Raw genomic sequence first — 23,828 nt, 5'->3', positions numbered from 1 at the left:
ACTTTTCATTTAAAAGCAACACGCTGTTTTAAACGGAATCCGCGTGAGGGATAGCAGCGGATACCCCGCTGAAGCCCGGTGTGGCGGGTCTTGTGGCGGAGTATGAGCGGATAGCCCGGCCCGGGTATGGGGCACTCCCCCAATCAGCTTACCACTCAACACCCCTGCCCCATACCGGGACACGCCCAAAAACAACAACCTTACCCATCTTTACTGTTTAAAAGCCACTTGCAAAAAATACCGGGAATTGGTATCTTTCTAAAATGAAACGAATAATCGTAACCGTATTGCTGATTGCCGCATCGTTTGTGCTGGGCTTCGCTTTTAAAACAATGACAACAAACCATAACAATAAAATGAAAAAAGTAACAGGCATCGGGGGCATTTTTTTTAAATGCAAAGACCCAAAGAAAATGACGGCATGGTATCAAAAACATTTGGGCCTGCCCGCCAACCCGTATGGAGCTAGTTTTGAGTGGTATGAAGGCGATGACAGCACCAAAAAAGCACAAACACAATGGACGCCCTTCCCGGAAACGACAAAATACTTTGGCCCCTCCGCCCAGGACTTTATGATCAATTACCGGGTTGAAAATCTGGAAGCGCTTGTGGAGGAGCTGAAAAAAGAAGGCGTGACCATTGTTGATAAAATTGAAACCTACGATTACGGAAAGTTTGTGCATATCCTGGATGCCGAAGGCAACAAAGTGGAATTGTGGGAGCCGAAGGATTAGGAGGTGCATTTTTATTGAGGTAACGCATATCCTTCTGTGTTTCTGAGTTTCTGTGGCTGAGCTTTGCCACTGAAAAACACTGTAAGAACTCAGGGGGGCCATAATTTAAAAGATTACCACAAATACACGAATGAATTAGCTGTTGTACCCTATTCAAAGAAAATAAACACGAATCCCATGCGCCGCCGGCGCTATTTGTGTTCATTGTTTTACGATTAGATTAATCATTTATTAGCGCATTCGTGGCTTAGCCAATTTATGCGTTCGCCCTGAGTAAGAACTACCGTCGTAGTCTTTTGCTGATATTTTATCTATCTTTATAAGGAGCTAACCAAATAATGAAAAACCCTAAATCGATTGTATGGCAAAGGCTGACCTGCAAATGCTTGTAGCAGAACAAAAAATCCTCAACCGCATTTATGTAATACGTGGGCAAAAAATAATGTTAGATAGGGATTTAGCGGAAATGTATGGCGTGGAGACAAGGCGCTTGAACGAACAGGTAAAACGCAACAGCAAACGCTTTCCGAAAGACTTTATGTTTGCGCTTACCCAAAAAGAACTGGACAACTTGATGTCGCAAATTGCGACTTCAAGTTTGGCGGCAAACTGGGGCGGCATCCGAAAACTTCCCAACGCTTTTACGGAACAGGGAGTAGCCATGCTTTCCAGCGTATTGAACAGCGATACGGCCATAGAAGTCAATATCCGGATTATCCGCGTATTTACAAAGCTTAAGGAATATACCCTTACTCATAGTGAGATCCTGCGACAGCTGGCGCAACTGGAAAAAGAGGTGAAAGGCAATAGCCGGAATATTGAGAATATTTTCGTGGTGCTCAAAGAGCTGATCGAAAAACAAAGCCGCCCGCTGTCAAGAAATAAGATCGGGTTTAAACAAAATATAGAGTGAAAAAAATAATGGTACACATTCTACAACTGCCGGAAAGAAACTACCATTTTATCCACATACCCAAAAATAGCTATTGAAATGGGCAGTTACGGAATTTAACTTTGTATAAGAAAATCGTACCGTCCCCATGAAATTGACGCCGTTCGAGCAAGACGGTAAGATCAATTTTATCTGAAATTTTATGACTGATAATTAAATCAAAAGCTTATGAATCAATTGATTAATCTTGTACGAAAATTATTTAACCGTGGAGGCCTGCCCGTTGTGCATTGTGGCTGGTTCATCAAAATGCATTACGACCAACGGTTTATTAAATAAACCAGTTGTTTTTGATAAGTCACCCTCTGGAGTGATCAGAACCGGATGGTTTCTGTACCGGTATGAATCTCCAGCTCCTGTTTTTCAGCAGCTTCTACCCTTCCTATAACCTGCGCATCTACCCCGAATGATTTTGCCAGGGCTATAATAGCATCAGCATCTTTTTCATTGGTGTAAATTTCCATGCGGGTGCCCATATTAAATACCTGGTACATTTCCCGGGCGTCTGCACCGCTTGCCTTTTGGATAATATCAAAAATTACCGGTGGTGTAAACAGGTTGTCTTTTATGATCTTTACATTGGCCGGCACGTATTTCATACATTTCGTCTGACCGCCACCGCTACAATGGATCAGGCCTTTAATGGCATCAAAATGTTCCTCCAGTAATGCTTTCATTACTGGAGCAAAGGTGCGCGTAGGACTTAATAATAATTTTCCGATAGTTGTTGTATTTCCTTCTACCTCAACAATATCCGTCATGGAATGCGGGCCGATATATACTACTTCGTCCGGCAATCCGGGTTCAAATGTTTCGGGATATTTTTGGGCGTATTCCTTTTTCAAAACATCATGGCGCGCGCTGGTGAGGCCATTGCTGGCCAGTCCGCTGTTGTATTCACTTTCGTAATGGGTAGTTCCAAAAGAGGCCAGTCCTACGATCACATTACCGGGCCCTATCTTTTCGTTGGTGATCAGTTTATCTTTAGGCCAACGGGCCGTCATGGTTCCGTTTACGGCAATAGTACGTACCACATCTCCCACGTCGGCGGTTTCGCCGCCCATATAGGTAATATTTACATCAAAGGTTTTCATGGTGTCAAAAAAAGCCTGGCTGCCATTGATCACTTCCGACAATACTTCCGCGGGGATCACGGTTTTATTTCTGTCGATAGTAGATGAAAAGGCCAGATGATCATAAATACCCACGCAAAGCAGGTCGTCCAGGTTCATTACAATAGCATCCTGGGCGATGCCCTTCCAAACACTTACATCGCCCGTTTCCTTCCAATACAGGTAGGCCAGGATGCTTTTAGTACCCGCACCGTCGGCGTGCATCAGGTTTACCCAGTTGGCATCCCCCACCAGCACATCAGGATAAATTTTACAAAAAGCTTTTTCATAAAGCCCTTTATCCAGCTTTTCTGTTGCAGCGTGCACCTCTTCTTTCTGCGCAGAAACACCTCTTTTGGAATATAACGACATCAGTTCTACTTTTTTTGGAGCCGCTAAGATAAGGCAGGATTTGCTAATTTTGTAGTTTATGCAAATTCACAGGAATATTGAAGCGTTGCCGGCTTTCAGGAACGCAGTGATCACGATCGGCACATTTGACGGGGTACATGAAGGGCACCGGAAAGTTATCAAACAAATAGTGGATCAGGCGAATGCCGTAAGCGGCGAGTCTGTCATCATCACGTTTCACCCACACCCGCGGAAAGTGGTTAATTCCTCTATACTCGGCCTGCGGTTGATCACCACGCTCGATGAGCGGATCGAGCTGCTGGGTCAGTTAGGGGTCGATCACCTGGTGATCATTCCCTTCACCGAAGTTTTTGCCAACCAGCTTCCCGAGGATTATTTATGCGATTTCCTGATCGAAAAATTTAAACCACACACCATTGTGATAGGTTATGACCACCGTTTTGGCCGGGATCGCCTGGGCGATTATAAGTTGCTGGAATTGCTGCAGGAAAAATATAAGTATCAACTACGGGAAATACCCAAGCATGTGCTGGATAATATTTCCATCAGCTCCACCAAGATCCGCGAAGCGATCCTGAAGGGCGACGCCATTACTGCGGGGCATTTACTGGGTTATGATTTCTTTTTTGAGGGCGAAGTGGTGCATGGCGACAAGCTGGGTCGTGAACTGGGATATCCCACGGCGAACTTACATGTGAAGGATGAAGAGAAGATCATCCCCGGCAATGGTATTTATGCGGTGTATGTTGCCGTTCCCGGGCATGCCGGCCTGTTAAAAGGGATGATGAGCATCGGGTTACGACCCACTGTTAACGGTAAAAAAAGAACCGTTGAAGTAAATATTTTTGATTTTGACAAAGACATTTACGGAACAACGATCCGCGTGTATGTAAAACAATATTTAAGGGAAGAATTAAAGTTTGATTCCCTTGAAGCGCTGGTAAAGCAGATAGACCAGGATAAAATAGATAGCCTGGCGGTGCTGTAAAAAGTGACTATGCAAAATGGTTTGTGCGGACACAAACCAAGGCAGCGACTTCCACAGATTTTAAAGCGTTCCGTGAAAATCCGTGTAATCTGTGAGCAATATAAGAAGCTAAATAGCTTGTGAACACACAAATCACGGCCGCGGCTGCTTCTATTTTTAAAAATTATAATCGTTCCCGCCTTGCCTGAAATACAGGGAAACCGGTATTCTCCAAATCGTTTGACCTGTTTAATTTTACCCCCGATTTCAATTCAAACACTTTTAAATCTTATCAAACATGAAAATCACAATCGTATTGCTGGCCTTAATGCTGACGGGCATCACTGTATCGGCACAAAAACCAGGTGTTGGGGTATTTACCTCCAAACAACCCGTTGATAAAGTCTATGCTGCGGCGCTCCAGGCCGTTAGCAACATCCGGTTCTCGGTTAAAAACACAGATAAAACCAGCGGAACGATACAGGCAGAACAATATATTGTCATGGGCGAGGGCAAGGTGATAAACCTTTTTGTGAACGTTACAAAAGAAGGCGACAGCACACAGGTTAAAGCCACATTTAACAAGCCCTTTGGCGTATCCGGCAATCTGGCCAAAATTGCAAAGGAATATGGAGAGCAGATCAAAAAGACCATAACGGATCTGAACATCACGATCGAAGATCAAAAGAAGAAATGATCAGGCGCTGCTTTTCTCTGTTGAAAGTTAAACCCTCAGTCTTAAAATTAAAAAAGTGTGCCAGCTTAAAAGTTGGTGCACTTTTTTTTAACAGCCCGGCAATAACAACACGCTCCAGGCGGACGACGTTATAGTTCCTATACTACACGTCCCATAAAAGGATCTGTAGTGCTTTCGGCTCCTTTCTCCACCCGGCCTGCATAACGTTTTTCAAAGGAACTATTGCCTTTTAACCGTACGGAAAAATCATACCAGCCGGCGCTTTTATTTAAGTTCAACACAAGATTTTGCGCTCCGCTTACCTGTTTTTGGATAACCGCATTTTTATAGGCGTTATCGGTAATTTCTATCGCCACAGGGACACTGCTGTTCATCTTTAATAATATGTTTCCCGTGGGTTTATTACGGCTGTCCATTTCATATTCACAAGTAAGATCAAATGCAGGGTCAGTGTTATTCCCCTTAAACTCCCGGTAAAACCCGTTGGGACCATGTACGCGCAAATGATAAGCCCCTTTATCAAAGGCTTTTACCGGCCACTCATAGTTCAACGCATCGCCGGCTTTAACGGCAAACGACCAGTTCCTGCAGGTTTCCGAACCGGTTTCATCAGTATAAGCCACAGGGGCATAAACCGTAAAGGGTGCGCCTTGTGCGTCGTTACCAAAAAATGTATTGCCTGCCTTTAGCTGCAGTTCCACGTTATTTTTATCTTTCGATAAACGGCTCTCCACATATAATTCGTAAGGCAGGGCCAGCGACGGCCGCGTGCCCCGCTCCTGCTGCGGTAAAGAAGGTGGGATAACAGGATTTTCGATTACGGCTTTGACAGCGGCCGGAGAAAGCGCGCTGAAATCGCCTGGCTCCTTTTTGAACTGCGCATTGAAAATGGTTTCAACAAAGGCATCTCTTTTCAGGAAGGGTATCCGCTCTACAGGCTTACCATCAAACGGACTAAAAGCCGCCGTAAGGTCGCCGCAAATAGTACGGCGCCAGGCGCTGATATTCTCGAAATGCAGGTGCTTATTGTATTTCTTATTAACAAAGGTTTCCAAAAACTGTAAGGTAGAGGTATGATCAAATACCTGTGAGCATACCTTGCCCCCGCGGCTCCAGGGAGAAGCAATGAGCATGGGTACCCTAAAGCCCAATCCTACCGGGGCTTCCCGTGCCTGCTTCTTTGGTATTCCCTGTTTTAATTCATATTCCAGGCGCACATGTTCGATCTCGGTATCAATACCTGCACTGCATTTTCCGGTGCCCGGTTTCTTATTATCGCAAATTGAAAAAGGCGGCACGTGATCGTAATAGCCATCGTTTTCATCATAGGTAACAATAAAGATCGTTTTCTTCCATACTTCAGGATTTTTAGTAAGGATGTCCAGCATTTCCGACACATACCAGGCGCCATACCAGGGTGCACTGGGATGATCTGAAAAGTTCTGGGGTCCCGCAAACCAGGAAACCGTTGGGAGTTTCCCTTCATTTACATCTTTACGGAACTGGTAAAAAATATCTCCGGCAGGCACCGTTGCTTCGCGTTTGGTGCCGTTATCCGTATAATCCAAACGTGAAATATTCCGATAATTTTTATCGCCTTTATTATTCACAAATGCGTTATAGAATAATTGTTTTTGGGCATCTGTAAGGCCATTAAAATTTTCAATGCTCCATTGTTTCAGCTCTGCAGTGGCATTATCCAAAGCCTCCTGTTTTTTCTGCAATGCGGCCTTCACCTTATTGGCGCGTTCTTCACTGGACGGGCTTTCTTCCTGCAGTTTGTTGATCTCGCCGGGAAGTGTCTGCACTTGTTTTTTTATATTCTCAATATAATAAGGAGTAAATTTTACGTTATAGGCCTTAAAGAACTCCAGGAGATTGCATCCAAAGTTGGCCAGCCAGGAACGCTCCTCTCCTTTAAACCCGCCCCCACAGGATATTTCATTCTGGTAGAACTTCCAGGAAACCTGGTTTTGAGAAAGCAATTCGGGAAAAGTTTTCCAGGTCATTTTTGCATGCCCGAAATTATCGTTCCGGATATTATCCCGCGGATAGCCGTCGTCCGTATCACGAATATTTCCTGTCCAAAAGAAAGAACGGTTGGGCGTGGTGCTGGTCATGGCAGAACAAAAATTCTGATCGCAGATCGTAAAAGCATCCGCCATTCCATAATTGAACGGCAGGTCTTCACGGGTATAAAAGCCCAACGTGAGGGGCATTTGGGCGTATTTTGCGTTGCCGGATCTTTTTGCCAGCAACCACTTATCGTATTTGCCATTATTAAAGGCATCTACCTGACTGGGACGGGAATGTGGCAGCGAGCCCATCCAGGTGATCTTTGATTCTTTAATATTCAGCCGGAAGGGGCCGTAGGTCTCCTTTTTATCATTTGTCTGGAACCAAACCGGTTTCTGATCTGGCAAGGTGATCGCTCTTGGATCGTTTAGTCCCCGTACGCCCTGCAGGCTGCCAAAGCAATGATCGAAAGACCGGTTTTCCTGCATCAGGATCACAATATGCTCTGCATCGAGGAATGTGCTTCCCAGAGCGGGATCAATAGAAAGGGCTTTAATCAGTGAATCAGGGAGCGTTGTTTTAATACCGGCGGCACCGGATAATAACATTGATTTTTTCAGAAAGGTTCTGCGGTTATCCATTCGTTTTTTTTACAGATGAAGCAATTACATTAAATATACTCACTGCGTCCTGCAGGGATAAAAAAAAATAGCTGACCGGCTCTATTTTCTTTTCTACGGTAACGCGGGCCTTTTTGACGACTATTGCTGCGAATGGTTTAATGCCAGTTTTTCAATGCAGTAATTTTTTTATCAACTTTACCCTTATCCTCCGGAACAAGATACACCGCAAATGTTTTTTTGCTGTTGGCCGGCAACTCTGTTTCAAAACCGACAATGGTCGTTCCCGGATTGGGCGCATCGTAACCATTGGTCGGCGCCGTGCTCCAGGTTTTGATCGTAACGGGTTGCTCCGCTACGATCTGCAGGAACAGTGTTTTTCCATTCTTTGTCAGCTCAATTTCGGTAGCTGATTTAACGGTGACCGTAGCCGGCGTCACCATCCGCCATTGCATTTTAACGGATTTGTTGGCAGTGGTTATTTCATCCTGTATCAATCCGTATCCATTGTTTACAAGAGCGACACCTCTTTCGGCACTTTTTATTTGTCCTTTATAAACGCTGCTGAGGTCCGTTGTTGCAAAACTAAAACCAGCTGCACCGGAAGATTTCGTAATAACCGCCCTCCCTTCCAAACGCTGCAGACTGTCATCAAACGTTAGTGTGTTATGCGCAAAATTCGTATAGCGGAACACTTTCCAGCGATCTGAATGCTGCGAACGGTCCCAGATATTTAGGCCTTTCGATTCCAGCGATTCATATTCCTGCATGCCAAAGTCCATTGCCCAACGCACGCCTTCGGCTTCAAAAACAAAGGAGCCTTCATCCATATGCGCATGACTGTTACCTGGCGAGCCCATTTTAAAACCCAGGAACAAGGCGTTTGGATCTGTCCAACTGGTGCGCATCATTACCACGGGCGTAGGCCCTCCCCCCTGCCAGAATAATTTTTTTGGCGCGGAGCTATTGGTCAATGACAAGTCTTTTCCCCAAAGCAGCAACGTTGGTAAAAAACGATCATGGATCAGCGCATTTTTATTTTTATCGTTCTCCAGGAATTGCAATTCGTTCCATACATAAGAAGGATCATTGATTTTTTTTGCAAACCAGAACATAGCCCCATTACATTCGGCGCCCCGGCCGGCATCAGAATAATTAAAAGGAGCCCCGGTAGGAGCGATCATTTGCTGCAGATAACCGGGAGTTTTAAGGAACCCAGGCAGTTGACTCAGCCCGTAATCCGTTCCCAGCAACTGTTCCAGCGCATTAATAAAGAAAACATTGAAAGTGGTTCCATAGCTCCAATAGCCATAACCCTCCGGATAAGCCCCGTCCGGCGCGTATAATTTCATGGGCTTTTTTATGGATTCCACAGCGCGTGCAATGACCTGACTGCAGCGTTCGGGTTCCGATTCAAAAATGGCAATAGCCCCATAAGTGATGCCGGTATTACAAACCTGGTTCCAGTTATTATCTATTTTCAACCAATTGTTGAAATGGCTGTCAAATGAGGTTTTGATGCCGTAGTTCAAAATAGCCGTTTTTATTTTTTCGCGGGAGGCCGGGGCCAACTCATCATATAACCAATCATACCCGATCGCTGCTGCCATCGTCATTTCAGCCACATCGAGGTAATGTGATGGGTTCCAGTCTTCAAAAGCGGAAATGGTGAGGAGTTGTTGCGTTGCCGCATCCAGGTATTTTTTTTCATGGGTCATGCGGTAAGCATAGGAAAGGTAAAAGATCCTGCGGATCGCTTCGCGGGATACGGAAAGCAGGCGTTTTCCTATTTTTTTGTGCTCTAATGCTGGTGCAGCTATGATCTTATCGCATTCTTCCAGCAACAGGCTGTTTACTTTTTTGAAAGCTGCATTTTTATCGATGGCATTTTCAATTTGCTTTTCTTCGCCTTTAAACAATAAGAGCCGCGGATGCGGTTTTGCAGCCAACTGTTCTAAATGCGTTTGCCCGTAACCGGTACCAGATGCTAACAGGAATCCAAAAAGCAAAAAAAAGCCAATCGATTTCATAAGAAGATTTTTAAACCATAAAAATAGGAACAATGTGGAATTGTTGCTCATCCTCCTGATTTTTATTATTTTGCCCTTTTAACCAATAGTGTCTTGTCAACTGTAAATAAGTAATTGGAATAATCCTTCTCTGCGTCGATCTGGGGAAGTCCTATGCCGGTAAAACTATTGCCTGATAATACACTAGCCTAACAACCAATTTCAATGAAGCCTATTCTACGATTGACGATTGTAGCCGGGTTGCTTTTATCCGTATTTGTGAGCGACGCCCAGCAAAACATGCGTGCCCTGATAAAGGAAGATGAAGCATTTGCCGCTGCACAATATAAACTACTGATGCAAAAGGTGCCGGTAGACAAAATGCCGCAAAACTACGATCCGGCAAAGGACCAACTGAATGCTTCAGGTGTTGACTGGTGGACGAGCGGGTTCTACCCGGGAACGTTGTGGCTGATATACAAGGCAACAAAAGACCCTCAGATTCTTGCCGAAGCAAAAAAAAGATTGACCATCGAAGAGCCGATGAAATATTATACCGGCAATCATGATATCGGGTTTATGATCAATTGCAGCTTTGGTACCGCTTATCAACTCACTAAAGATTCGCATTATAAAGACGTACTTCTGACCGCGGCGCAAACGGCTACAAAGCGCTACCGGCGGGGAATGCACGCCATTCAATCCTGGAATAAAAGTAAAAAGTTCAATGCTCCCGTGATCATTGATAATATGATGAACCTGGAGTTGTTGGAATGGGCATCAGGAAACGGTGGTACAAAATACCTGGCAGAAGTTGCCGAAAACCATGCGAATACTACGCTGAAGAATCATTTCAGACCGGACGGCAGCAGTTATCACGTGGTGGATTATGATACTGCCACCGGGGCCGTATTAAAAAGAGTCACCCACCAGGGTTATGCAGATGCCTCTGCCTGGTCGCGCGGCCAGGCCTGGGGGCTTTACGGCTATACCATGATGTACCGGTTTACAAAAAAGCCGGAATACCTGGCACAGGCGCATAAGATTGCCGCCTTTATCCTGACCAATCCACATCTGCCGGCTGATAAAGTGCCGTATTGGGATTTTGATGCACTGGATATTCCCCATGCGCCACGGGATGTTTCTGCCGCCGCGGTAATGGCTTCCGCCCTGCTGGAACTGGCGCAATACAGCAATGCAAAACAAAAAACAGCCTATATAAGCGATGCCACCACTATCCTTAAGGCATTATCAACTACCTACCGGTCGAAACCCGGTGGCAGCAAGGGTTTTATACTTACGCAAAGTGTGGGAAATCTTCCTTCAAAATCAGAAGTAAATGTTTCCCTTAGTTATGCTGATTATTATTTTATGGAAGCCTTAGATAGGTATAAACAGTGGGTACTAAAATAAGACCTGTGAGGTTTAAAAACCTCACAGGTCTCTTATTTAATCGTCCTTACCCCTTCAGCAATTATTGAGGAGAAAACGCCTGGCTTATAGCCAATCCGCGCCTCATAATCTGCCGATACTTTTTCAGCAAAATCGTCAAAACAATCTTTTTTTATCAGGGCGATGGCGCAACCTCCAAAACCCGCGCCCGTCATGCGGGCACCAATGCAGTCTTTATAAGTCCGGCAAAAATCAACAATGGCGTCCAGCTCAGCACCCGATACTTCATAAAGATGTTGTAAGGAATCATGCGAAGCATACATTAGCTCCCCAAACGTTTTAATATCTTTTTTCACTAATGCGTCCTTCGCTTTTTTTACCCGGTCGTTCTCAGTGATCACGTGGAGGGCGCGCTTTTCCAGCACCGGGTCGCCCAAAAGCTGTTTGCTTTCTTCAAATTCAACGCTGCTGATATCAGTCAGGTGCTGCACCGCAAATTTTTCCTGCAGTTTCTTTAGCGCCGCCCGGCATTCATTAAACCGTTCATTGTACTTCGACTCCACCAGCTTGCGGGGTTTATTGCTGTTAACAATAGCCAGCACGTAATCCCCGATCTCAAAAGGCAGGTATTCATAGTCCAACGTACCAGTATTCAACAAAATGGCCTGCCCTTCCTTCCCCATCGCTACGGCGAACTGATCCATGATGCCACTGTTCAGTCCCATAAAATCATTTTCCACTTTCTTTCCCAGTATCGCCAAATCTGTATTTGACAGTGCTCCGTTAAACATAGTATTAATTGCGTAAGCCGTTAATACCTCAATGGAAGCGCTGGATGAGAGCCCCGAGCCAACAGGCAGATTCCCGGAAAAAAGAAAATCAAGCCCGGTAAGCGCAATACCTTTCTGCTGCATTTCATGCAACACACCAACCGGGTAATTATACCATTCAGGCCCCGATTTTGTATAGCCGTTCTTATTGAGTTCGAGGGTAGCGGCTTCAGGGAAATCAACGGCATGAAAGCGAAAAATATTGGCGTCGTTCTTCGCAATAAGCAAAGTCGTACCTAAAGAAATAGCACAGGGCATTACCTGTCCGCCATTATAGTCAATGTGCTCCCCGATCAGGTTTACACGGCCAGGACAGAAAAAAATATGCTCTGTCTGTTTATTATAAATTTTTTCAAATTCTTTTTGCAATTCACTAATCGTCATAACAATAGTATTATTTTTATCAAAAATCAATTCTTCATGATTGAAATTACTGAGCAGCTTGCCGCGCAGCATCCTAATAGAAAAAGTGTTTATGTATTTACATTAAAGAACAGCGCGGGAACTGAAGTTAAGGTAACCAATTACGGCGCCATTATTATGTCGATAAAAATACGGAAATCGGATGGAAGTTTTAATGATGTTGTTTTAGGCTTTGATGAACCGCAGCAATATTGGTCAGACGCTTATCTGAAAAATTACCCTTACTATGGTGCTGCTATTGGCCGGTATGCGAACCGCATTAAGGGATCAGCAATTACCATTGAAGGAAAAGAATATGCGCTGCAGGGCTCCGGCTCCGGCTGTCAGTTACACGGCGGTGTGGAAGGGTTTGATAAAAAAGTGTGGGATAAAATTACCGTAAACAATGGGCAGGTAGTATTACAATATGTAAGTCCTGATGGCGAAGAAGGTTTCCCCGGCAACCTTACCGTCCAGATCATTTTTTCATTAAATGAAGCCAATGAGTTCAGCTATGAGTACAAAGCTACTACAGATGCACCAACTGCGGTGAATTTAACCCACCACAGCTATTTTAACCTGAATAACGGGAAAGGCAGGATCGATATGCATCATTTAAAAGTTCATGCCTCCCATTATCTTGAGCAGGATGGAAATTATTGTACCACCGGAAGGGTGCTGCCTGTAAAGGGAACGCGGAATGATTTCAGCGCATACCAGGAGACGGGCAATATTGAACATCCCGAAAAAGGGATTGATATCAGCTTTCCGTTAGATAAACGGGGTATTGAACAGGTGGCTGCCGAAGCCTGGTGCGATGAAGAAGATGTAAAACTGGAAGTATATACTACAGAACCGGTGGTGCATTTATATAACAGCTATGGTTCACCCGATATTACCGGCAAAAATGGACAGCCCTACACTGCTTTTTCCGCGTTCTGTTTTGAAACACAAGTGCACCCGAATGCTATCACGATTCCTTCGTTTCCAAATACCGTGCTGAAGCCGGGGGAAGAATATTATACTAAAACGATTTATAAGTTTACAAACCTGTGAGGTTTCTAAAACCTCACAGGTTTGTATAGTTAACGCCCCGGCAACAATTCAATATGGCCTAGCGTATGCAACCCGTCTTCAATTAATTTTGAAAGCTCTTCATGATCGGCTTTCATTTTTTGCAGGTGTCCTTCAATCTCCTTTTGCATTTCGGAATTGATCGATCTGTCTTTTAAGATCTCCAGCAGCTCCAACGGGCAAAGCCAGTCCTGTTCATATTTTTGCTGCAGCTCCTGCCAGATGGCTGCAAGAGCGCTTTCTGCTTCACGGCCTTCCCGGATAGCACGCACCTGCTGATATAAAGCGTGTAATCGCAGTGTTTCTTTAGTGTATTTGGACCGCGGCATTTCTTTGGGAATGATGGTGATCTGCTCATAGGCATCTTTATCAGCAGCACCGGAGAAAACAGAGACTATTTTTTCACCAACGGCCATATCATATTTCCCCCATTCCGGTTCAAACAGCCGCCTTCCGCTGATTGTATCCGTAACGGTGCAATCAATAAAACTGATAAGCACTGGTTTTTCATCGTATATAAGTAGATCCACTACTCTTCCTGAAACCTCAATGCCGCTTTGGAAGCGCAACACAGCGTTTTTTTCTTTTTCTACGCCGCTATTTTTTAAAGCCTCAATAGTAAATGTTTCCAGCGGAAGATCATAATCTTTAAGCTTCCCCACCGGTGACCCAAATCCTTTTTGATGGACCTGTTTACTATGGCCGCTTACTTCTTTATCCGCAAAAGCAAGTGCGGTTGGTCCGGTTGTCTGAATATAGGTCAGCTCATCTATTTCCGTAGCTGCGAAAACCCCTGACACCTGCAACCCCGAACTGTAAACGGCGGTACATACCAGGCCGCAATCAATTGCTTTTTGTATGCTTTCACTTCCCCCCTTTCTGTAAGACAAGGTATCCGCAAATGCGCCCAGCACCTGCACCAGGTTTTGAAAATCGGGTGTCACAAAAAGCTGCGGCTGCGGTTTGGTAATATCGTATGGGTAATTGACCGCGTCAATTGTATAAAGTATCTTTTTCACTTCCGGCTGCATGCAGCTAACACTCTCGCCGATGGACGAGAGCAATCCCGCTCCGTAAATTTTATGGTCTTCCAAAGTGCCAATGAGGCCATACTCCACCGTCCACCAGTGCAACCGCGCCAGCAGCGCCATTTCTGAAGGCGCGCCCATATTTTGTTGAATATGGCGTAGCGCTTCTTCTGCCGTTTTGATCGCCCGTTCGGAAGTCCCAGCCAGTTCTTTTAAAACCGCCAGCTTTCGTATTGCCTCAAAAAGTTCCTGATCTTTTTTTGACAGCATGGCCTTAGTCCCCACTTCACCGGTAAATTGCAGATAGGCCGCGTATTCCGGCTCGCCGATAATGGGCGCATGCCCGGCTGACTCATGAATAATATCCGGGGCTGGTGTGTATTCGATATGTTCGATCTGACGGATATCTGCAGCCACAATTAAAACCCGGTAGGCCTGGAACTCCATAAACGCCTGTGAGGGTATAAAGCCGTTGACTGTAACAGCTCCCCAGCCGATCTGTTTCAGATGATCGTTCATCGTTTGCAGATCAGGAATGTGTTCAATGGTTAACCCCGCTTTTTTCAGTCCGGGGATATAGGGATAATAAGCAACGTCCTTCAGGTACCGGTAGTTCTGCCGCATTACATAACGCCATACCGCATGGTCAACGGATGTGTAATGCTCATAATGTTGCTCAACAATATATTGCTTTAAATGATGGGGAAGTTTATCAATCAGATTGTTACTGTAATTGTTCATATACTTTTAAAAACTAACGGTTGTAAGTTAATGAAAATATATGAGGCGCCGCCATTAAAATTTGACCCTTATACTTTTTCGCCGGCCATTTTTAACACCAGCTCCCACTCTTCTGGTTTTACCGTTTGTACGGATAAACGCCCGAGTCGCACCAGGTCCATATTTTTTAAAGAAGGAATTTCTTTTAGCTCCGCCAGTGTAATCTCTTTTTTTAATTTTTTATAGGGCGCTACTTCTACTGCCACCCATCGTTCATCCGTTGTGGTGGGATCCTGGAAGGCCTCTTTAACAATTTTTGCAATGCCCACGATGGCAACGCCTTCATTACTATGATAAAAAAAAGCCAAATCTCCTTTTTTCATAGCGCGCAGGTTCAGGCGGGCTGCATAGTTACGCACCCCGTCCCACACGGTTTTCTTATCTTTCACCAGTTGATCGTAGCTGTATTTGAAGGGTTCCGATTTAATGAGCCAGTAGGCCATAAGAATTATGAATTTTAAATGATGAATGTAGAATTTGTACTTTTAAGAATAAAAATAGCGAACTATCAGTAATTATACGCAACAGATAAGTATTTGGGAACAGGAAACGTTCTATGCGCTGCAGGATATCATCATCATCGGAGCCGGCTTTACCGGGTTGTGGACGGCGCTCTACCTGCGTCAGCTATTTCCTTCTAAGAAAATAACAGTTGTGGAGCGCGGCGTTACTCCTGCGGGTGCCTCCCTGCGTAATGCCGGATTCGCTTGTTTTGGAAGCGCCACGGAGATATTGGCAGATATTGATTCTATGGGAAGTGAGAAAGCATTGCAGTTGGTCAGCATGCGTTTTGAAGGGCTGCGTATCATACAAAAAATTCTTGCGGCTGCACCTATTGATTTTACTATTTGCAAAGGATATGAATTGCTGGCAGACGAACAAAAGCTGGCCCGGCTCAGTGTTTTGAACGAATGGCTTTATTTAATAACGGGCTCACCAGATACTTTTACACTTGCCGATGATAAGATCGAATCGTTTGGATTTGGCGGTATCTCCCATTTAATTGAAAACCGCTTTGAAGGCAGCCTGCATTCAGGTAAATTACTCAATAGCCTCTGGCAGCTTGCCGTTAGAACCGGGGTTCAGTTTTTATTTGCCACGGAAATAAAGGAAGTGGATGAAAGGTCCAATCGGGTCCGGCTTGTTACACAGAATGGTCCGGATCTGTATGCCACTCAGATCGTATACTGCACCAATGCTTTTAGTGCGCAGCTATTGCCCCAAGTTGATCTGGTGCCGGCACGCGGACAAATATTGCTTACCGCACCGGTCCCTGATCTCAAATTTAATGGCACCTTTCATTGTGAAGAAGGCTATTATTATTTCAGGAATATGGGCGACCGGATTTTGTTGGGGGGCGCCCGCAATACGTCCTTTCAAACCGAATATACATTGGATGCGTTTCCCACGCTCCCCATCCAGCAGGCATTAGAGCGGTTTTTATCGACCGTAGTGCTGCCGGGGCAACAACCGCAAATTGAACAACGCTGGGCCGGCATCATGGCCATGGGCAATGAGAAAATGCCGATAGTAGAACAATTGACAACGCGTAGTTTTTGCGCACTGCGCCTGGGCGGCATGGGTGTGGCACTGGCGCCGGTGGTGGGAAGAACCGTGGCGGAGCTGATGCGGAAGGGTTAGAAGTGAATAGGCAATGGTGAATAGTGAATCAATAAGACCGAAAAGGGCATAACCGCATGAAAAGAGCGGGTTAGCGTCAAAATCATTGTTGATACTGAACCGCAATCACAATTAACACAATTCCTTTCAATGGGTAGCCGCTACGCGGCACGTTTAATCATCATAATATACAGTTCTAAAAATGGGTAATGCCGAAGGCATTATTTAACAATTTTCTAATACAAGGCATCGGGAAACGTTTCGGTCATTTTGTTCCATCGGAACAACCGGTTGGTAGGCTTGTTAAGGCCGCAGATCATTTGGTGTGCCATGGGTACACCCCTTAAAAATAATTTTGATGCCGGTTTATTATGGCACCAACCGGTCAATGTTCCCTTTTTTGTAATAGCAGGCTACCTATCTATGTGGTAAAAAATAAAAATGGTATTTCGTTGTTGTTTTTATTTAGCTCAGCCTGAAATAAACTTATTCGCTTTCGCTTCTTTAAACCGCGCGCTTTTATTATCCCAGTGCAGGGTTTCATTGGGGAATCGCGCGGCAATCACTCCCAGGAGAATTACTTCGGTAAGTTTGGCGGAGTAGGCAAAAGGTGCACTGCATTTTGCTTTTCCCAGGCAGGTATCTACAAACTGGTGATAATGTTTGAGCGATTCCGCATCATAGTTGGTAACGGGCTTTCCTGCGGCACCATCGGGGTCGTATTTCGCAACATCAATATTTTCGTATTGATCATTAACGATCAATTTGGGCAGTTGCATAAAATGCGGCAATAGGAGACGTTTCCCATTTTCTCCAATGAACATAGCCCCCTGATCCGGCAGCGTTGCACCACCGGGTAGCTGCAGGTCGGCCTGGGGCTCCGGCGCGCACTTACCATCATACCATACCCACTCGAGGTTGTCTGCGGTGTAAGCGGTGCCCGGAAACACATAAGTTACATGATTTTTTTCAGGATGGCCAAAGCTGTTGGGGGCGCGGCATTCATTCTTAACGCTCAGCGGCACCGTTAATTTTAATGCATTGTAAGGGGTGTCAAAAATATGAACGCCCATATCCCCCAGCGTACCGCAGCCGTAATCAATGCATTTTCTCCAGTTGCTGGGGTGATAGAATCCTTCTTTATAAGGTCTTTTTTTAGCAGTGCCCAACCATTTGTCCCAGTCGAGCGATGCCGGCACAGGATCGCTGCCCTGCGGTTCTGCGCCATCATATCCCCACACTTTAGGCGACCAGGCAATGACTTTCTTTACCTTCCCGATAATACCCTTCCGGATGAGCAGGGTGGCTAGTTTATAATCGTAAAATGAATGGACCTGGATGCCCATTTGCGTCACTAATTTTTTTTGTGTAGCCACTGCTTCCATTTTCCTTGATTCCGCAATGTAATGGGTGAGCGGCTTCTGGCAGTATACATGCTTGTTGTGCTCCATGGCCAGCAGTGACACGGGCGCATGTATATGATCGGGGGTAGACACCACTACCGCATCAATTTCATGCCCCATCGTTTTGAACATTTCCTTGTAATCTGAAAAGGTGCGTGCACCGGTATGCAGTGCACTGGCCTTGCTAAGATTATTTTTGTCTACATCGCAAAGCGCCACAATCTCTACAGCGGCGTGTGCGGCAATAGCTGCCAGGTCGTTAGCTCCCATGCTGCCCACGCCTACCTGGGCCACTCTTAATTTATTGGCGTTGCCCGATGCCCATGATGGGAAGGGTAACAGGAATGCTATGGATCCGGCAGCGGTTGTCTTTATAAAACTTCTTCTTTTCATATATTATCGTTGTGCTTTTGTGAGGTATTCAAAAATAAGATAATTAAACCAGAGATGCATTGCCGGGGGAATTGTTTTTCAGGTTGATTTGAATAAACGGAATTGATTCCTGAATAGTTAATAGTTATCTTTCCAAACAAAAATGAAATTCGGAAAAGTTGATAACCCCGGAGCCATTGATTTTTCTCTGCCTGGGGATGACCCGGAAACGGCATGGGTACTGGGTACTAACACAAAAGGACCGGATTTTGAAGTATATGTTGGCTGTGCCAAGTGGAACCGCACCGACCTGCAGGGCTTTTATCCGAAGGGAACCAAAGATGAGCTTCAGTATTATTCCAGGCAATTTAATTGCATTGAGCTGAATGCTACTTTTTATAAAATGCCCGACTGGAAACAGGTGGAGACCTGGAAGCATAAAACACCTGAAGGGTTTAAATTCTTCCCTAAGCTTACGAATACGATCAGCCATTATAAACGCCTGATTGAAGTGCAGTCCGAAGTGGAAACCTTTTGTAATGCCATCAGCAATTTTGAAGACCGGCTGGGGATGGCCTTTTTACAGGTGCACGATAATTTTACGCCCAAAGATCTTAACCGGTTGGAAACAACTTTGAATCATTTTCCTGCGGGCATTCCGCTGGCTGTTGAAGTACGCAACGAACAATGGTTTGCCAACAGGCAGGTAAATAAACGGTTCACAACATTATTGGAAGCCCATAGCTTCTCTAACATTATTGTAGATACCGCCGGGCGCCGGGATATGCTTCACATGCGGCTTACCAGCCCCGTGGCATTTGTCCGCTTTGTTGGAGCCAACCACCCTACCGATATAAACCGGTTGAACGACTGGATAGGACGTATTAAAAAATGGAGGAACGAAGGCCTGCAAAAATTGTATTTTTTTGTGCACCAGAATGTGGAACTGGATTCGCCCTTGCTTGCCGCGCATTTTATCCGTTCGATGAACGAAACTTTTGGTCTCTCATTAAAGATCCCCGATAAAGCGGGTGAACAGGGAACATTGTTTTAAAGGGCGACAGTAAGATTGCGAAGAAATGACCGGAATCTTTTACTCGGTTACTTCATTACAACCGCCGGCCTTTCATTCAACCATTGTTTGCCAATCCTTCTTCCAGTTCTGATTTGCTTTTTATAAGCTGATCTATATCTTCAGGGGATAGAAAAAAGTATTTTGCATTTATGCCTTCCAATTTTTTACAACCCCAAACTGCCAAACCGAAATCGACACCGGCATCCCTGGCGCATTGATAATCATATAGGGTGTCGCCGATATACAATGCCTCGCTGGCTTTAATGCCTGCCTGCTTTAAGTAGAGATCCATTCCTGTTGATGATGGTTTGGGCACTTTGTAATCATCAATAGATAAGGAAATATCAATTTTATCCCCTAAGCCAAATGGAATAAAGTCTTCTATATACTCTAATCTGGTTTTGGAGGTTAGCACGCCTGTTTTTATATTTTTTTCTTTTATAGCAAAAAGCAGCTCTTTAATACCTGGAAATAATTGAACTTTTGAAAAATGAATTTTGAATTTTTGTTGCCAAACGGATAAGACTTTTTCTATGTTATCGATTTTAAGTTGTTGAAGCGCTGTTGCTCCGGGTATCCCCAGTGCAAAATTTAAATCTTCTAATGTATAATCTATGTTTTGAGTTTCTTTTAGTGTTTCTTTTAAAGAATTTAATACCGTTGCTTCCGTATCAATTAAGGTCCCATCCAGATCAAAAATAATGTGCTTATATTTCATATAATGTCTTTTAAAACGGAAGCCGACCTACAGGTAGCCTGATTATCAAAAGGCGGTCTTCCATAAAGCAAAAGACCGCCCGGATAAAAAATAACATAACCTTTTTACTGCGGCTGCAGCGCCTCAATATCTTTAAGGGCACCGGTTAATTCTTCATCAGTAAAAGAATGATTCACCAGTTTGCCTGCGAAATAATCCTGGTAGGCTGCCATATCCACAAAGCCATGCCCACATAAATTGAACAGGATCGTCTTTTTTACACCTTCTTCCTTAGCCCGGTTCACTTCGCGTATTACCTGGGCAATACCATGATTCGCTTCCGGCGCCGGAACAATGCCTTCAGCTTTGGCGAACAAAATACCGGCTTCAAAGCATTCCAGTTGCTGGATGGCATTGGCTTCAATTAGTCCGTCTTTTAGCAGTTGACTGCACAATACGCTGGCGCCATGATAACGCAATCCCCCTGCATGTATGGCCGCGGGTGTGAAGGTATGCCCCAATGTATACATCGGCAATAAGGGAGTGTACCCCTGCGTATCGCCAAAATCGTACATGAATTTTCCTTTGGTCAATTTGGGACAGGACGCCGGTTCTACCGCAACACAACGCATTTGCTTGCCTGAAATTTTATCTTTTATAAACGGAAAAGAAAGTCCGGCGAAGTTGGAGCCGCCGCCTAACGGCGCAATGATCACATCCGGGTAATCACCGGTATATTCCAATTGTTTCTTTGCTTCCTGCCCGATGATGGTTTGATGTAACAGCACATGATTCAATACAGAGCCTAATGAATACTTGGTATCGGCATCCCCTGCAGCTATTTCAATGGCTTCGGATATTGCAAGTCCCAGGCTCCCGGGTGTATTGGGATTGGCCTCCAGGGCGTTTTTCCCGGCCTGGGTATTGGTGCTGGGCGAGGCATAAACTTTAGCCCCAAAAGTATTCATCAGTATTTTACGATACGGTTTTTGATCATAGCTGATGCGCACCATGTACACTTCACAATCGATACCGAAATGGCTGCAGGCAAAACTAAGCGCCGTGCCCCATTGTCCGGCTCCGGTTTCAGTGATGATCCGTTTTACACCTGCCTTTTTATTATAATAAGCCTGGGGAATGGCCGTATTGGGTTTATGCGAACCGCTGGGACTGGTGCCCTCATATTTGTAATAAATTTTGCAATCTGTTTGCAGTGCTTTTTCCAGTTCTGTAGCCCTGATGAGTGGCGTCGGCCGCCAGATACGATAGGCTTCCTGCACCTCCTCGGGAATATCAATATATCGTTCTGCAGAAACCTCTTGCTGGATCAGCTCCATGGGAAACAAAGGCGCCAGATCTTCACCGCTGATGGGTTGTTTGGTTTGGGGGTGCAGCGGCGGCAGGGGCTTATTGGGCATGTCGGCAATGATGTTATACCATTGAGTAGGCATGTCCTTCTCGTTCAAAAGAATTTTCTTTTCCATTTTAAATTGCGTTTTAATAAAATCAAGAGAACTAAATATAAAGCAATTCTGCTATATAATTAATCCGAAAACACATATTATTGAAAATGGGAAATAACAGCCAGACCCGTGTGGTTTACCAAAACCTCACAGGTCTGATTCTTTTACCATCCACTAGCCAGTACGTCAGCGAGGTGCATGGTTTTTATAGCATATTTTTTATTGTCGATATAGCCCTGTAAATGCATCAGGCAGGAAAGGTCGGTGCTGATCAGATATTCGGCACCAGTGGCGATGGCATTCTCCACTTTTTGTTCACCCATATTGATGGAGATGCCGGGAAATTTTACGGCAAAAGTGCCGCCAAAGCCACAGCAGGTTTCCACATCGTTCATTTCATTTACTATCAGACCGCGCACATGGGAAAGCAAGGTTCTGGGCTCCGATTTTATTTTACATTCCCGCAGGGCAGCGCAACTGTCATGATAGGTGGCATTGCCTCTTAATGTAGCACCGGTATCGGCTATTTTTAAAACATTGATAAGAAAATCTGAGAACTCATAGATCCGGGCGCCGAGCGCTTTAACTTCATTGTGCACAGAAGAATTGTCGAACAATTTGGGATAATAATTTCGTACAAAGCCTACGCAGCTTGCACTGGGCGCTACCACATAATCAGCTCCGCTGAAATCATTCAGAAACTTTGAACATACGGCTTTTGATTCTTCCCAGAAGCCTGCATTAAAAGCCGGCTGCCCGCAACAGGTTTGCTCCGCGTTATAAGAAACGGTGCATCCAAACTTTTCCAGCACTTTTATCATATTAAAGCCGGTCTGCGGATAAAGCTGGTCTACAAAACAGGGTATAAATAGCTGTACGTTCATTTTATTCTGCGGATTTACTTTAAATTCTTTAATCGCCTGGCAGATTTTGGATGCTCGATACTAGATACTGGATATTGGATTCCTGATGTTGATGGTTGTCGATCCAGGATCAAGCATCCAGTGACCAGTATCCCTCATTTAAGAATTGATCATCTTTATAGCCGTAATGGCGGCCTCCTCCCCTTTGTGCCCGTGCACCCCTCCGATACGTTCCCGTGCCTGCACTTCGGTATTAACCGTGAGTACGCCAAAAATAGTAGGCACCGGCAGCGACAGGTTTAGCTGTAATACTCCCTGGGTGACTGTATCGCACACATAATCAAAATGTGGAGTGTCGCCCTTTATCACACAGCCCAACGCTATAAAGGCATCTGGTCCGCCCTGGGCATGCGTGCGTGTCCAATGACGCTTGATCGCAAACGGCAGCTCCACTGCCCCGGGAACGATCAATGTCTGATATTGTACTTTGTACTGTTCAAAGACACGTTTACAACCTTCTTCGAGCGCGTCCACTATTGGAGCGTTCCATTCTGTTTTCACCAAAACAACACAGGCATCCGTTTTAAGAATGCCCGCATCAATAGTGTATAAAGAACTGTTTCCTTGTGTTGCCATTAGTTTACATTATATACCCCCAGTTGCGCCAGGTATTTATCGGCGTCAAAACCTTGTTGGGTACGCGGGTATTTTTGTTTTAACTGGGTGTACAGGTCTATCGCCTGCTTTTTGTCATTCAATATATGTTGCGCAAGGTAAGCAGCACTGAACAGTGCATCAGCCGATGCCATCTGATCTGATTCGAATTCGGTGGCCGCTTTCTTATAATTTTCCAACGCTTTGGCCCCATTGCCCAGGTCGCCATAAGCATCGCCCAATAATTTGTAAGCCCGCTGTTGTACTTGTTTGGAATCAGACTTGAATTCGTTAAGATGTTTTACGGCTTTATCATTCTGATTCAGCTTAATATAACAAACACCTGCATAAAAATTTGCCAGGTTGCCCATGGGGGTACCGCTGTATTTATTAGCGATGGCAACAAACCCGGGATTTACACCATCACCGTTCAATGCCAGGTTAAAAGAGTCTTTCCTGTAATATTCTTCAGCTTTAAATCCTTTATCCAGGGCTTCCTCGATCTTGGGCTTCTGTACAAATGATTTATAAAGCATATAGCCGGCAACCACTACTACCACGGCTCCCAAAACAAGGCTGACTTTTTTTCCATATTGCAGCCAGAATACTTTCAAGTTGTCCATTGCGTCAGATCCTGCATTATGCTCATTTACAGTACCTATGCTACGCTTATCCGTCATTTTAATATATATTAAT

The 23,828-nt window shown here is 44.9% G+C and carries 20 protein-coding genes; 8 read left to right on the top strand and 12 right to left on the bottom strand.

Annotated features, from left to right (window positions below; all coding sequences use genetic code 11):
* Positions 1-263 precede the first annotated feature (263 nt).
* Together NIASO_RS04455 and NIASO_RS04450 are read left to right on the top strand one after the other, a co-directional pair.
* Positions 264-734, top strand: a complete 471-nt coding sequence (locus tag NIASO_RS04455) for a VOC family protein (protein WP_008583141.1) — start codon at positions 264-266, stop codon at positions 732-734.
* Between the two features lie 361 nt (positions 735-1,095).
* A complete protein-coding gene (locus NIASO_RS04450) occupies positions 1,096-1,647 on the top strand; it encodes an ORF6N domain-containing protein (RefSeq protein ID WP_008583142.1) in 552 nt (183 codons plus the stop codon).
* A 353-nt stretch (positions 1,648-2,000) separates the two neighbouring features.
* On the opposite strand, the gene NIASO_RS04445 is transcribed toward NIASO_RS04450, so the two are convergent.
* Entirely contained in the window at positions 2,001-3,170 is a 1,170-nt protein-coding gene (locus tag NIASO_RS04445) for an AIR synthase-related protein (RefSeq protein WP_008583145.1), read from the bottom strand.
* Between the two features lie 58 nt (positions 3,171-3,228).
* On the opposite strand from NIASO_RS04445, the gene NIASO_RS04440 reads away from it, so the two are divergent.
* Together NIASO_RS04440 and NIASO_RS04435 are read left to right on the top strand one after the other, a co-directional pair.
* A complete protein-coding gene (locus tag NIASO_RS04440) occupies positions 3,229-4,158 on the top strand; it encodes a bifunctional riboflavin kinase/FAD synthetase (RefSeq protein WP_008583146.1) in 930 nt (309 codons plus the stop codon).
* 277 nt (positions 4,159-4,435) lie between these two features.
* A complete protein-coding gene (locus NIASO_RS04435) occupies positions 4,436-4,834 on the top strand; it encodes a hypothetical protein (protein ID WP_008583148.1) in 399 nt (132 codons plus the stop codon).
* A 137-nt stretch (positions 4,835-4,971) separates the two neighbouring features.
* Here NIASO_RS04435 and NIASO_RS04430 read toward each other — a convergent pair whose 3' ends face one another.
* A complete protein-coding gene (locus tag NIASO_RS04430; protein ID WP_025298704.1) occupies positions 4,972-7,491 on the bottom strand; it encodes a phosphocholine-specific phospholipase C in 2,520 nt (839 codons plus the stop codon).
* A 137-nt stretch (positions 7,492-7,628) separates the two neighbouring features.
* Entirely contained in the window at positions 7,629-9,500 is a 1,872-nt protein-coding gene (locus NIASO_RS04425; protein WP_008583154.1) for a heparinase II/III domain-containing protein, read from the bottom strand.
* Between the two features lie 204 nt (positions 9,501-9,704).
* Between NIASO_RS04425 and NIASO_RS04420 the strand changes: the two genes are divergently transcribed.
* Complete coding sequence (locus tag NIASO_RS04420; protein ID WP_008583156.1) at positions 9,705-10,892, top strand: glycoside hydrolase family 88 protein; 1,188 nt, start codon at positions 9,705-9,707, stop codon at positions 10,890-10,892.
* Between the two features lie 32 nt (positions 10,893-10,924).
* On the opposite strand, the gene NIASO_RS04415 is transcribed toward NIASO_RS04420, so the two are convergent.
* On the bottom strand, positions 10,925-12,085 hold the full coding sequence (locus NIASO_RS04415) for a galactokinase (protein ID WP_008583158.1): 1,161 nt from the start codon (positions 12,083-12,085) through the stop codon (positions 10,925-10,927).
* Between the two features lie 36 nt (positions 12,086-12,121).
* Here NIASO_RS04415 and NIASO_RS04410 point away from each other — a divergent pair, with 36 nt between their 5' ends.
* Positions 12,122-13,159, top strand: coding sequence for an aldose epimerase family protein (locus NIASO_RS04410; RefSeq protein WP_008583160.1), 1,038 nt, complete (start codon positions 12,122-12,124; stop codon positions 13,157-13,159).
* A gap of 29 nt (positions 13,160-13,188) precedes the next feature.
* Here the strand turns inward: NIASO_RS04410 and NIASO_RS04405 are convergent, their stop codons facing one another.
* Together NIASO_RS04405 and NIASO_RS04400 are read right to left on the bottom strand one after the other, a co-directional pair.
* Positions 13,189-14,946: an aromatic amino acid hydroxylase gene (locus NIASO_RS04405; RefSeq protein WP_008583162.1), complete on the bottom strand. Its 1,758-nt coding sequence runs from the start codon at positions 14,944-14,946 to the stop codon at positions 13,189-13,191.
* Positions 14,947-15,014: 68 nt separating this feature from the next.
* Positions 15,015-15,428 carry an EVE domain-containing protein gene (locus tag NIASO_RS04400; RefSeq protein ID WP_008583164.1) on the bottom strand — a complete coding sequence of 138 codons (414 nt, stop codon included), beginning with the start codon at positions 15,426-15,428 and terminating at the stop codon, positions 15,015-15,017.
* A gap of 157 nt (positions 15,429-15,585) precedes the next feature.
* Between NIASO_RS04400 and NIASO_RS04395 the strand changes: the two genes are divergently transcribed.
* Positions 15,586-16,626 (top strand): NAD(P)/FAD-dependent oxidoreductase, encoded by a 1,041-nt coding sequence (locus tag NIASO_RS04395; protein ID WP_025298703.1) that lies wholly within the window; start codon positions 15,586-15,588, stop codon positions 16,624-16,626.
* A gap of 449 nt (positions 16,627-17,075) precedes the next feature.
* On the opposite strand, the gene NIASO_RS04390 is transcribed toward NIASO_RS04395, so the two are convergent.
* Positions 17,076-18,401, bottom strand: a complete 1,326-nt coding sequence (locus NIASO_RS04390; protein WP_008583168.1) for a Gfo/Idh/MocA family protein — start codon at positions 18,399-18,401, stop codon at positions 17,076-17,078.
* 142 nt (positions 18,402-18,543) lie between these two features.
* Here NIASO_RS04390 and NIASO_RS04385 point away from each other — a divergent pair, with 142 nt between their 5' ends.
* Positions 18,544-19,434: a DUF72 domain-containing protein gene (locus NIASO_RS04385; RefSeq protein ID WP_008583169.1), complete on the top strand. Its 891-nt coding sequence runs from the start codon at positions 18,544-18,546 to the stop codon at positions 19,432-19,434.
* Between the two features lie 76 nt (positions 19,435-19,510).
* Here the strand turns inward: NIASO_RS04385 and NIASO_RS04380 are convergent, their stop codons facing one another.
* The 5 genes from NIASO_RS04380 to NIASO_RS04360 form a co-directional block, all read right to left on the bottom strand.
* Positions 19,511-20,173, bottom strand: coding sequence for an HAD family hydrolase (locus NIASO_RS04380; RefSeq protein ID WP_008583171.1), 663 nt, complete (start codon positions 20,171-20,173; stop codon positions 19,511-19,513).
* A gap of 104 nt (positions 20,174-20,277) precedes the next feature.
* Positions 20,278-21,636, bottom strand: a complete 1,359-nt coding sequence (locus NIASO_RS04375) for a TrpB-like pyridoxal phosphate-dependent enzyme (RefSeq protein ID WP_008583173.1) — start codon at positions 21,634-21,636, stop codon at positions 20,278-20,280.
* A gap of 143 nt (positions 21,637-21,779) precedes the next feature.
* On the bottom strand, positions 21,780-22,499 hold the full coding sequence (locus NIASO_RS04370; protein WP_008583175.1) for a (Fe-S)-binding protein: 720 nt from the start codon (positions 22,497-22,499) through the stop codon (positions 21,780-21,782).
* 138 nt (positions 22,500-22,637) lie between these two features.
* Positions 22,638-23,114: a 6,7-dimethyl-8-ribityllumazine synthase gene (ribH, locus tag NIASO_RS04365; protein WP_008583177.1), complete on the bottom strand. Its 477-nt coding sequence runs from the start codon at positions 23,112-23,114 to the stop codon at positions 22,638-22,640.
* The gene (locus tag NIASO_RS04360) at positions 23,114-23,812 is read right to left on the bottom strand and encodes a tetratricopeptide repeat protein (protein ID WP_008583179.1); all 699 of its coding nucleotides are present in this window, start codon (positions 23,810-23,812) and stop codon (positions 23,114-23,116) included. The genes ribH and NIASO_RS04360 overlap by 1 nt, the downstream gene beginning before the upstream one ends.
* Between the last annotated feature and the right edge of the window lie 16 nt (positions 23,813-23,828).

This window comes from Niabella soli DSM 19437, assembly GCF_000243115.2.
In the GTDB taxonomy this organism is placed as follows: domain Bacteria; phylum Bacteroidota; class Bacteroidia; order Chitinophagales; family Chitinophagaceae; genus Niabella; species Niabella soli.
This window is presented reverse-complemented; position numbering and strand designations above follow the sequence as displayed.

Excerpts from the sequence above, each read along its gene's own strand:
- NIASO_RS04450 (WP_008583142.1), top strand. The coding sequence starts at position 1,096 with ATGGCAAAGGCTGACCTGCAAATGCTTGTAGCAGAACAAAAAATCCTC.
- NIASO_RS04440 (WP_008583146.1), top strand. The coding sequence starts at position 3,229 with ATGCAAATTCACAGGAATATTGAAGCGTTGCCGGCTTTCAGGAACGCA.
- NIASO_RS04415 (WP_008583158.1), bottom strand. The coding sequence starts at position 12,085 with ATGACGATTAGTGAATTGCAAAAAGAATTTGAAAAAATTTATAATAAA.
- NIASO_RS04420 (WP_008583156.1), top strand. The coding sequence starts at position 9,705 with ATGAAGCCTATTCTACGATTGACGATTGTAGCCGGGTTGCTTTTATCC.
- NIASO_RS04425 (WP_008583154.1), bottom strand. The coding sequence starts at position 9,500 with ATGAAATCGATTGGCTTTTTTTTGCTTTTTGGATTCCTGTTAGCATCT.
- NIASO_RS04445 (WP_008583145.1), bottom strand. The coding sequence starts at position 3,170 with ATGTCGTTATATTCCAAAAGAGGTGTTTCTGCGCAGAAAGAAGAGGTG.
- NIASO_RS04385 (WP_008583169.1), top strand. The coding sequence starts at position 18,544 with ATGAAATTCGGAAAAGTTGATAACCCCGGAGCCATTGATTTTTCTCTG.
- NIASO_RS04370 (WP_008583175.1), bottom strand. The coding sequence starts at position 22,499 with ATGAACGTACAGCTATTTATACCCTGTTTTGTAGACCAGCTTTATCCG.
- ribH (WP_008583177.1), bottom strand. The coding sequence starts at position 23,114 with ATGGCAACACAAGGAAACAGTTCTTTATACACTATTGATGCGGGCATT.
- NIASO_RS04455 (WP_008583141.1), top strand. The coding sequence starts at position 264 with ATGAAACGAATAATCGTAACCGTATTGCTGATTGCCGCATCGTTTGTG.
- NIASO_RS04375 (WP_008583173.1), bottom strand. The coding sequence starts at position 21,636 with ATGGAAAAGAAAATTCTTTTGAACGAGAAGGACATGCCTACTCAATGG.
- NIASO_RS04430 (WP_025298704.1), bottom strand. The coding sequence starts at position 7,491 with ATGGATAACCGCAGAACCTTTCTGAAAAAATCAATGTTATTATCCGGT.
- NIASO_RS04410 (WP_008583160.1), top strand. The coding sequence starts at position 12,122 with ATGATTGAAATTACTGAGCAGCTTGCCGCGCAGCATCCTAATAGAAAA.
- NIASO_RS04360 (WP_008583179.1), bottom strand. The coding sequence starts at position 23,812 with ATGACGGATAAGCGTAGCATAGGTACTGTAAATGAGCATAATGCAGGA.
- NIASO_RS04435 (WP_008583148.1), top strand. The coding sequence starts at position 4,436 with ATGAAAATCACAATCGTATTGCTGGCCTTAATGCTGACGGGCATCACT.
- NIASO_RS04380 (WP_008583171.1), bottom strand. The coding sequence starts at position 20,173 with ATGAAATATAAGCACATTATTTTTGATCTGGATGGGACCTTAATTGAT.
- NIASO_RS04390 (WP_008583168.1), bottom strand. The coding sequence starts at position 18,401 with ATGAAAAGAAGAAGTTTTATAAAGACAACCGCTGCCGGATCCATAGCA.
- NIASO_RS04405 (WP_008583162.1), bottom strand. The coding sequence starts at position 14,946 with ATGAACAATTACAGTAACAATCTGATTGATAAACTTCCCCATCATTTA.
- NIASO_RS04400 (WP_008583164.1), bottom strand. The coding sequence starts at position 15,428 with ATGGCCTACTGGCTCATTAAATCGGAACCCTTCAAATACAGCTACGAT.